The 10278-nt window shown below is 29.8% G+C and carries 8 protein-coding genes; 4 read left to right on the top strand and 4 right to left on the bottom strand.

Annotated features, from left to right (window positions below; genetic code table 11):
• Nucleotides 1-338: 338 nt before the first annotated feature.
• On the bottom strand, nucleotides 339-1064 hold the full coding sequence (locus tag U9R42_15075; GenBank protein ID MEA3497348.1) for a glycosyltransferase family 2 protein: 726 nt from the start codon (nucleotides 1062-1064) through the stop codon (nucleotides 339-341).
• A 15-nt stretch (nucleotides 1065-1079) separates the two neighbouring features.
• On the bottom strand, nucleotides 1080-1877 hold the full coding sequence (locus U9R42_15070) for a glutaminyl-peptide cyclotransferase (GenBank protein ID MEA3497347.1): 798 nt from the start codon (nucleotides 1875-1877) through the stop codon (nucleotides 1080-1082).
• A 243-nt stretch (nucleotides 1878-2120) separates the two neighbouring features.
• Between U9R42_15070 and U9R42_15065 the strand changes: the two genes are divergently transcribed.
• The 4 genes from U9R42_15065 (at nucleotide 2121) to sufD (ending at nucleotide 6675) form a co-directional block, all read left to right on the top strand.
• Nucleotides 2121-2840: a hypothetical protein gene (locus U9R42_15065; GenBank protein ID MEA3497346.1), complete on the top strand. Its 720-nt coding sequence runs from the start codon at nucleotides 2121-2123 to the stop codon at nucleotides 2838-2840.
• A gap of 189 nt (nucleotides 2841-3029) precedes the next feature.
• On the top strand, nucleotides 3030-4472 hold the full coding sequence (gene sufB, locus U9R42_15060) for a Fe-S cluster assembly protein SufB (GenBank protein MEA3497345.1): 1443 nt from the start codon (nucleotides 3030-3032) through the stop codon (nucleotides 4470-4472).
• A 32-nt stretch (nucleotides 4473-4504) separates the two neighbouring features.
• Nucleotides 4505-5245 carry a Fe-S cluster assembly ATPase SufC gene (gene sufC, locus U9R42_15055; protein MEA3497344.1) on the top strand — a complete coding sequence of 247 codons (741 nt, stop codon included), beginning with the start codon at nucleotides 4505-4507 and terminating at the stop codon, nucleotides 5243-5245.
• 38 nt (nucleotides 5246-5283) lie between these two features.
• Entirely contained in the window at nucleotides 5284-6675 is a 1392-nt protein-coding gene (gene sufD / locus U9R42_15050) for a Fe-S cluster assembly protein SufD (protein MEA3497343.1), read from the top strand.
• Between the two features lie 62 nt (nucleotides 6676-6737).
• On the opposite strand, the gene U9R42_15045 is transcribed toward sufD, so the two are convergent.
• Nucleotides 6738-7910 (bottom strand): ATP-binding protein, encoded by a 1173-nt coding sequence (locus U9R42_15045; GenBank protein MEA3497342.1) that lies wholly within the window; start codon nucleotides 7908-7910, stop codon nucleotides 6738-6740.
• 152 nt (nucleotides 7911-8062) lie between these two features.
• Nucleotides 8063-9535 (bottom strand): aminotransferase class V-fold PLP-dependent enzyme, encoded by a 1473-nt coding sequence (locus U9R42_15040; protein MEA3497341.1) that lies wholly within the window; start codon nucleotides 9533-9535, stop codon nucleotides 8063-8065.
• Nucleotides 9536-10278: the final 743 nt, after the last annotated feature.

The following is a 10278-nucleotide window of genomic DNA, read 5'->3' as shown; positions in this document are numbered from 1 at the left end:
TACTTCTTATTGTTTATTTGATAATAGTTATTTACTTGTCATTCGCTTCGCTGTAATTTACTCACTTCGTTCGTGTCATTTAATAGTCATTATGCTATCATTCATTCTCTAATCTTCCACTTCTCATCTCTCACCTCTCATTTCTCACTTCTCACTCCTCATATCTTTAAGCACTCTAAGTACTTCTTATTGTTTATTTGATAATAGTTATTTACTTGTCATTCGCTTCGCTGTAATTTACTCACTTCGTTCGTGTCATTTAATAGTCATTATGCTATCATTCATTCTCTAATCTTCCACTTCTCATTTCTCATCTCTCATTTCTCATCTCTCATTACTCATCTCTCACCTCTCGCCCAAACATTATATTTTACCACAGAGTACAAGGCTCTTAAACCGTCTTTCCAACTTATTTTTTTACCATCAGAATACTTCCTTCCGTAATAAGAAATCCCTATTTCATAAATTCTCACATCAGGCACTCTTGAAACTTTGGCAGTAACTTCAGGTTCAAAACCAAATTTCTTTTCTTTAAGGTCAAGTGATTTAATAATTTCTGTACGAAACATTTTATAGCATGTTTCCATATCTGTAAGGTTCAAATTTGTGAACATATTAGAAAAAAATGTCAACATTTTATTACCTAAAGAATGCCAAAAAAACAAAATCCTATGAGGATTACCACCCATAAAACGTGAACCGAAAACAACATCTGCATGACCGTTTACAATTGGTTTTAAAAGTTCGTTATATTCCTCAGGATCATATTCCAAATCAGCATCTTGAATAATTAAATAATCACCTTTTGCCACTCTAATTCCAAGATGAAGTGATGCTCCCTTTCCCGAATTTTCCTCCTTTAGGATATAATTAATATCAACCTCAGATTTTTTTTCAATAAATCCCCTAATCAATTCCCCTGAATTATCTGTAGAGCAATCATCAACAACAATAATTTCCTTTTCAATATTATTTATAAGTTTTACAGAACAAACTTTTGCTAATAACTGATTAATTGTTTTTTCTTCATTATAAACAGGAATTATTATGGATAATTTTTTCATTTTCACTTTTTTAATTTATTCAAAAACGACTTCATAAATAGTGTTACATTTTTTACCTGTCATGTAAAATGTTTTTGTTTTTTTATTATATGCAATACCATTCAATACAGCCTCAGGATCAGACTTTGACAGTTGAGAGCATATCAGATTTGAAGCATCAATATCAGCTATTACCTTTCCACTTTCAATATCAATTGCAACGATAAAATCACTACCGTAAATATTTGCATAAATTTTACCGTCAACATATTCAAGTTCATTTATGAAATACAATGGTTCGCCTTCATATTTTACATTCAAAACCTTTTCTTTTTCGAAAGTTTTAGCGTTATAAAAAAATAATTTATTAGACCCGTCACTCATTATCAAATGACTACCATTATTTGTTAATCCCCAACCTTCGGTTTTATAAGTAAACTCCACATCTTTTTCTTCAAAAGTTTCAAGGTCATACTCTATGGCTATTCCTCTTTTATAAGATAAAATTGTAAGCTTATCATTTAAAATTGTTAATCCTTCAGCAAAAAAATTTGTCAACTCAACAGATTTTTCAACTTCGCCTGTTTTAATATTTATTTTTTTCAAACTACTTTTGTTGTCCAAACCTGTACTTTCGTACAAGTAACCATTATACACTTCAAATCCCTGAGTATATTTTCTTTTTTCATGAGGAAATTGGTTAATTATTTTAACTTTTAATTGCTCAACAACCTCTGTTTTTGTTGTTTCAATATTGGATTTTTCCTTGGGTTTTTTATTACAAGAAAACAAAACAATAATTATCAATGCAATAAATAAAAGTTTTTTCGGCATTTTTAGATATTTAAATTTCCAGCAAAGATATAGCTTTTATAATTTTTTTATTGTTACTAAAATCAATTCATATTTTCCTTAGTATTTTTTTTAAAAACAAATTATAACCATTTACTTTTTTTATCTTTGCGATGTGAAATTAAATAGTGCCTCTAAGAAAACTATCAAATTTTGCAGAGTTTTCTAAGAGACACTAAATAGTAATAATATTGCAAAAGTTTCAAATATAGATAGCCCAGCAGAATGAAACAATATGAACAAGTAATTGAAGTAATGAAAAAAAATGGAGGTTTTGCTACTCTAGGTTTTTTAAATCAGTATGTAAATGTTTCGAATTGGAAAACATTAACACCCTATGCTACAATTAGAAGAATTGTTCAAGATGATAGATTTTTCTTTAAAATAAAACCTGGTTTATGGGCAGTAACAGAGAGTAAAGAGTTAATACTGAAACAATTCAAAATTCAAGAAACTAACTCAAAATCTGACAAACAGTTATTCAATCATTCATATTATCAAGGTTTATTAGTTGAACTTGGTAAAGTGAAAAATTATCAAACTTATATTCCGCCACAAGATAAAAATAAAAAGTTTTTAAACAAATCATTGCATGAAATTACAGATTTAGATAATATTTTTGAGTTTACTTATAAAGAGATTTTAAAAAGAGCAAAAACAGTTGATGTAATTTGGTTTAATGAAAGGAAAATGCCTTCATGTTTTTTTGAAGTTGAACATTCTTCAAATATTCATAATTCTCTTTTAAAATTTGATGATTTGCAAGATTTTTATTCTGATTTTTATATTGTAAGTTCAATTCATAGAAAAAAAGAATATTTAGATAAATTGAATAGAAATGCTTTTAGAAAAATAAAGAAAAGAATTAAGTTTGTTGATTATAATTATATTTCGAGTTTACATGCTAAATCTATGGAATTATTAAAATTAAAGGATATTCTATAAAAATAATAATCATTTTTATAGAAGCTCCCTATACTTCTTAATAGGTGAGAAATTAAAATAAATGTTTTTTATCTTTTCATCAACAAAATAAATCCCACACATTCCAAAACACTTTACACAAATCAAATCCTGAAATAAACAATCCAACATTTACGAAATTTTATAATATTTGCGAAAAATATATAATACATGAACGACAGCAATAAATACATAAAAGAAGTAACTAACGACAAATACAAGTATGGTTTTCAAACGGATATTGAACAGGATCGTGCACCTAAAGGACTTAGTGAGGATACTATCAGATATATTTCAAAAGTAAAAAACGAGCCTGACTTTCTTCTGGAATATCGCTTAAAAGCATATAAAAAATGGCAAACAATGAAACAGCCGAACTGGGCTCATTTAAACTTTCCAACAATTGACTTTCAAGCAATAAGCTATTATGCTTCACCTAAAAAGAAAAACCTCAAAAGCCTTGATGAAGTTGATCCTGAACTTCTTGACACATTTAATAAATTAGGAATTTCTATTGAAGAGCAAAAGCATCTTTCGGGTGTTGCAGTTGATGTAGTGATGGATAGTAGCTCTGTAATTACTACTTACAAAGAAAAATTAGGCGAATTAGGAATTATTTTTTGTTCCATTTCTGAAGCAATTGAAGAGCATCCCGAACTAATTAAAAAATACCTTGGTTCTGTTGTTCCTGCCGGAGATAATTATTTTGCCGCTTTAAATTCAGCAGTATTTACCGATGGCTCATTTGTTTATATTCCAAAAGGCTCAAGATGTCCAATGGATCTTTCAACATATTTTAGAATTAACGCTGCCGAAACAGGGCAATTTGAGAGAACACTAATAGTTGCCGAAGATGACAGCTATGTCAGTTATCTCGAAGGTTGTACCGCACCTATTCGTGATGAAAATCAACTTCATGCTGCTGTTGTAGAAATAGTTGTTAATAAAAATGCAGAAGTAAAATATTCAACAGTACAAAATTGGTATCCGGGAGACAAAAACGGAAAAGGTGGTATTTATAATTTTGTAACAAAACGAGGCATTTGCAAAGGTGATAATTCCAAACTTTCGTGGACACAAGTGGAAACAGGCTCTGCTGTTACATGGAAATATCCCAGCACCATACTCAAAGGAGATAATAGCCATGGAGAATTTTTTTCGGTGGCGGTAACAAATAATCATCAGCAGGCAGACACAGGAACAAAAATGATTCATTTGGGAAAAAACTCAAAAAGCAAAATAATTTCCAAAGGAATTTCTGCAGGATATAGCCAAAACAGTTATCGTGGTTTAGTAAAAATTGCTAAAAAAGCAGAAAAAAGCAGAAACTACACTCAATGTGATTCTCTCCTGCTTACCGATAGTTGTGGAGCACACACATTTCCATACATGGATGTAAAAAATGAAACATCAATAGTTGAGCATGAAGCAACAACTTCAAAAATTGCAGAAGATCAATTATTTTATTGTAACCAAAGAGGAATTGATACTGAAAATGCAATTAGTCTGATTGTTAACGGGTATGCAAAAGAAGTTTTAAACAAACTCCCGATGGAATTTGCTGTAGAAGCACAAAAATTACTTTCTATTACACTTGAAAATAGTGTAGGATAAAAAACTTATTAAAGAAAATTAAACAAGATAAAATGTTAAAAATAAAGAACTTACATGCAAGTATTAAAGGCAAAGAGATACTCAAAGGATTAAACCTTGAAGTAAAACCAGGGGAAGTTCATGCTATTATGGGACCAAATGGTTCAGGAAAAAGCACTTTAGCATCCGTACTATCGGGACGTGATATTGTTAAAGTTACTAAAGGAGAAGTACTTTACGAAAACAAAAACCTCCTTGATTTTGAACCTGATATTCGGTCAAAAGAAGGAATTTTTCTTGCTTTTCAATATCCTGTTGAAATACCGGGTGTGAGCATAACCAACTTTCTAAAAACAGCTATTAATGAACACAAGATTTACAAAAAGCAAAAAGCATTATCGGCTGCCGAGTTTTTAAAACTTATGAAAGAAAAAAAGGAATATGTTGAAATAACTTCCGAATTAACAAATCGTTCTGTTAACGAAGGTTTTTCGGGTGGCGAAAAAAAGAGAAATGAAATATTTCAAATGGCAATGCTGGAACCCAAATTAGCAATTCTTGATGAAACAGATTCAGGACTTGATATTGATGCATTACGTATTGTTGCAAATGGTATAAATAAATTAAAAAATCCGAATAACGCTTTTGTTGTTATTACCCACTACCAAAGGCTTCTGGATTACATTGTACCTGACAAAGTTCACATTCTTTACAATGGGAAAATTGTTAAAACAGGAACTAAAGAACTTGCTCTTGAATTAGAAGAAAAAGGATATGACTGGTTAAAAAAATAATCTGAATAAACTTCTGTTTGTACCAAAATTTTTACAAAATGAACAAAGACACATTAATTAAAAATATAGAAAAGATACTGCTTTCCGATTATGAAAACAATATTAATCAGATTGGTAAAAATGATTCTAAAAAACTGAGAAAAATCAGAGAGAATGCATTATCTCAGTTTATAAAACTTGGATTTCCCTCAACAAAAGAAGAACTTTGGAGATTTACCGATATTAAAAAAATCATTGAAAATAGTGGCAGGCTTTTACAACCATTTACTCCTCCTAAAGATATAAATTCACCTGTTGAAGATGTTTTCCAATGTGATGCTACACAATTAGACACTTATGATATTGCTTTAATAAATGGCTGGTATCCTCACTCTTTACCGTTAATGCAAGAATTACCTTCCAAAGGGAAAGTTGGAAGTTTGTACCAAGCAAAAGAATTATTTCCTGAATTAATTGACAAGTATTATGCTAAATATATTGATTACTCAGACAATCCATTTACAGCATTAAATACCGCATTCGCTCATGATGGTGTTTTCTGTTATTTTCCCGAAAATTCTAAAAACAAAAAGCCTGTTCAGATTGTTAATCTTGCCTCTGCAAATAAAATAACACTAACAACTCCTTTTATTCAAACACGGAATTTAATTATTGCAGAAAAAAACTCTGATGTAAAAATTGTTATTTGCGAGCATACACTTTCAAACAATAATAGTTTTTCTAATTCCGTAACAGAAATAATTGTTGAAGAAAATGCAAATGTAGAATTAATCCGCATCCAAAATCAAAACAACTTTGGAGTTATAATTTCTGATATTCAAGTTCATCAAAAGGCAAATAGTAGTTTTACATCAAACACAATTACATTAAACGGAGGACTTGTAAGGAATAATCAAAATATACAGCTTAATGGGAAAAAAGCAACAGCTAATATTTATGGTGCATACTTTATCGACAAAGCACAACATATTGATAACTACACAAAAATAGAACACAAAGTTCCTGAATGCAACAGCAATGAATTGTTTAAAGGAATTCTTGACGAAAAAGCAGAAGGTGTTTTCAGAGGAATGATAAAAGTTAATAAAAATGCACAAAAAACTAATTCCTTTCAAAAAAATAACAACCTGCTTTTAACCAGTGATGCACAAATAAATACTATGCCACAACTTGAGATTTATGCAGATGACGTAAAATGTAACCACGGTGCTACAATCGGATATCTTGATGATGAAGAAATGTTTTATTTGCTCTCACGCGGAATTAATAAAAAGGAAGCAAGATTACTGCTAATGAATGCTTTTGCATCAGAAATAATTGAAAAAATTTCCATTCCTGTATTAAAAGGACGTATTTCATTTTTAGTAAATCAAAGATTGAGAGGAGAACTTTTACCTTGTGCTTCATGTGCATTAAATTGCAACATTTAGGCATTGTGAAAATACTCCAATGTAAAAATAAGGCAGGCAATTAATAACGTTTGGTAATTTTTTTATCCCAATAATAGTTTGGTAATATCCGAATCGTTTCTTACAATATATTTTTTATTAGCATCTGTTTCATCGAAAAGCTTTTGTTGCTTATCTGAAAGCTTCTCTTTATGAAATTTTGCTTCTATGAGTGTTTTGTTTTCTGTAATAAAATCAATCTCAATTTTATTTTTATAAATATATGATGGATTTAAATGTTTAATTCTTAAAAAAACATAATTTTCAAATATACTTCCTTTGTCTCTAAAGCCTGTAAAATAATTTCTGATGCCAATATCTGCTGCGTAAATTTTGTTTGCAGAAAGTATCCTCTCATTGGTTTTTCCTGCTTTTTTTACTAAATGTATTAAATATGTTCTTGAAAAATAATTAAGATATCGATGTGCAGTATCGGAAGATATTGAAAGTATTGATGCAATTTTGTTTATACTTAATTTTTTCCCTGTTCGCTCCATTAATAAAAGAAAAAAATCTTGTAGTATTGATATATCTCTAACATTGTGTATTGCAGCGATATCTTTATAAATAATATCGTTAATCAAATTTTTTAAGTATTCAAAATTATCTGTTAATACAAATTCAGGAATACCTCCGGTTTTCAAATATTCTAAAAAATAACTTTCATGTAAATGATTATCTGTCTTTTTAATATTAATCTTTTTGAATATTAAATACTCATTGTAAGTTAATGGAAGAATTTCATAATTTATTGTTCTTCCTGTAAGCATAGCTTTTTTGTCTTCAAGAATTGCTGAATTTGACGAAGAAGCAAATATTTTTACATTCTGATTATCATAAAGATTTTTTAATTGAATTTCAAAATCTTTTTTAAATGTTATCTCATCTAAAAATAAATAAATTTTTTCTTTTGTTTTAAGTTTTTGTAATTTACGGTAGGCTTCGATAATTTCGAGTATATTGCTGTCTTTTAATAAATACTCGTCCATACTTAAATAAAATATTTGTTTGGGATTATAATTACTTTCAATAAGTTTTTTAATTATTAACTTTAGCATTGAAGTTTTTCCAACTCTTCTCAACCCTGTTAGAATTACTATTTGATTATTTCCAAATTCATTTATCAATGAAGAAACTAACCCTTCTCTTTCAATAAGATACTCACTATTAAAATCATTTTCCCACCACGGATTGTATCTGTAAAGTATATTTTCCATATTGCTTGTTTTTTATCCGATACAAAAGTATAAAATATTTTACAAATATACGATACTATCGGATAGTATTTTTGTTTTTCAACTTAGTATTATATGCACATTGGGGATATCCTTCCCCAGTTTAGAAATTTTTAATGTTAATTCCTGAGTAGTTACATTTTAAACCACTCTTTTACTATTCCCTTTTCTTTTTCTCCCCAATCACGGTGATAAAATTCATTTGATTTTTCATCATAAACGTAGTCTTTTTTCCATTCACTACAGTTTTTAGAAACTTGTTTTAATGCGTCACAAATATATTCTACTTCTTCATTTGTCATAACAGGATTTATTGACATACGAACCCAACCTGGTTTATCAGCTAAATTTCCACTATCAATTTTATCTGTAAATGATTGAGACATTTCTTTAGTAACACCAAGCAAATAATGTCCGTAAGTTCCTGCACAAGAACAACCTCCACGTGTTTGAATTCCGAATTTATCATTTAATAATTTTACACAAAGGTTAAAATGAAAATTGTCAAAATAAAAAGAAACAACACCAAGCCGATGTTGAATATTATCAGCCAAAATATGAAGCCCTTTAATGTTATTTAATTTGTCAAAAATAATCTGAAGCATTTCTTCCTCTCGCTTCAAAATATTTTCAACACCCATTTTTTCTTTAAGCTTCACAGCCAAAGCACTTTTGATTGTTTGCAAAAAAGCTGGAGTACCACCATCTTCACGTATTTCAACATCTTCAAAATACTTTCTACCACCCCAAGCATTTGTCCATGCTACTGTTCCTCCTCCCGGAATATCAGGGATTTTGTTTGTATAAAGTTCGGAATTAAAAATAAGTACTCCTGTTGAACCGGGTCCTCCAAGAAATTTATGTGGCGAAAATACTATCGCATCAAGTTTTTCAAGTGGATCTTCAGGATGCATATTAATATTTACATAAGGAGCGGAGCAAGCATAATCAACAAAACATAAACCGTCATGCTGATGAATTATTTTTGCCAACCCATGAACATCCGGTTGTATCCCTGTAATGTTTGAACAAGCCGTTATTGCGGCAATTTTTACTTTTCTGTCTTTATACTTTTTAAGCAGTTCTCTAAAACAATCCAAGCAAACCAAGCCATCTTCGTTTGCTCCAATAACTTCAACATCAGCAATAGTTTCAAGCCATGAAGTGTGATTTGAATGATGCTCCATGTGAGTAACAAAAACAATCGGTTTTTCATCGTCAGGAATATTTACAAATTTTTCAATTTTCTCAGGATATTTTAATCCGAGTATCCTTTGAAATTTAACTACAACTCTTGTCATTCCCGAACCTGTAGTAATTATCAGATCATTTTTGTCGGCATTTACATGCTTTTTTATTATTTCCTTAGCTTCATGGTAAGCATGAGTCATCAAGGTTCCTGTAGTTGATGTTTCTGTGTGAGTATTTGCCACAAAAGGACCAAAATCATTTTTAATCTTATCTTCAATTATTGCATACAACCTACCGCTTGCTGTCCAATCGGAATAAATCATTTTCTTTTTACCATAAGGTGTATCAAATTCTTTTTCAATGCCTACAACATTGTCTCTAAACTTTTTGAAATATTTTTCTAAGGAGCTACTCACTTTGATTTGTTTTTTATTAAATGAATGATTTAATCAAATGCAAAATTACAATTATTTTTTTCCGAAATCAAAGATAAGTATTTAGTATTACAATTAAACTAAATATTAGTTCGTTTCGGTTTCGCTCAACGAACAAGTAAACTCCAAGAGCTAAGCTGTTAGAAATCATCCAATATTAAGAAAAAAGTTCTACCTATTTTTTTGCAATCAAAAATCAGTATTTAGTATTACACTTAAACTGAATATTAGTTCGTTTCGGCTTCGCTCAACGAACAAGTAAACTCCAAGAGCTAAGCTGTTAAAAATCATCCAATATTAAGAAAAAAGTTCTCTCTATTTTTTTGCAATCAAAAATCAGTATTTAGTATTACAATTAAACTAAATATTAGTTCGTTTCGGCTTCGCTCAACGAACAAATAAACTCCAAGAGCTAAGCTGTTAGAAGTCATCCAATATTAAGAAAAAAGTTCTCTCTATTTTTTTGCAATCAAAAATCAGTATTTACTATTATACTTAAAATGAATATTAGTTCGTTTCGGTTTCGCTCAACGAACAAGTAAACTCCAAGAGCTAAGCTGTTAAAAATCATCCAATATTAAGAAAAAAGTTCTCCCTATTTTTTGCAATCAAAAATCAGTATTTAGTATTACAATTAAACTAAATATTAGTTCGTTTCGGCTTCGCTCAACGAACAAGAGCTACCTGAGCGAAGCCGAAGGTAGCGGAGGGGGTAGATTTTCATA

It is taken from the genome of Bacteroidota bacterium (assembly GCA_034723125.1).
Taxonomy (GTDB): Bacteria; Bacteroidota; Bacteroidia; order CAILMK01; family JAAYUY01; genus JAYEOP01.
This window is presented reverse-complemented; position numbering and strand designations above follow the sequence as displayed.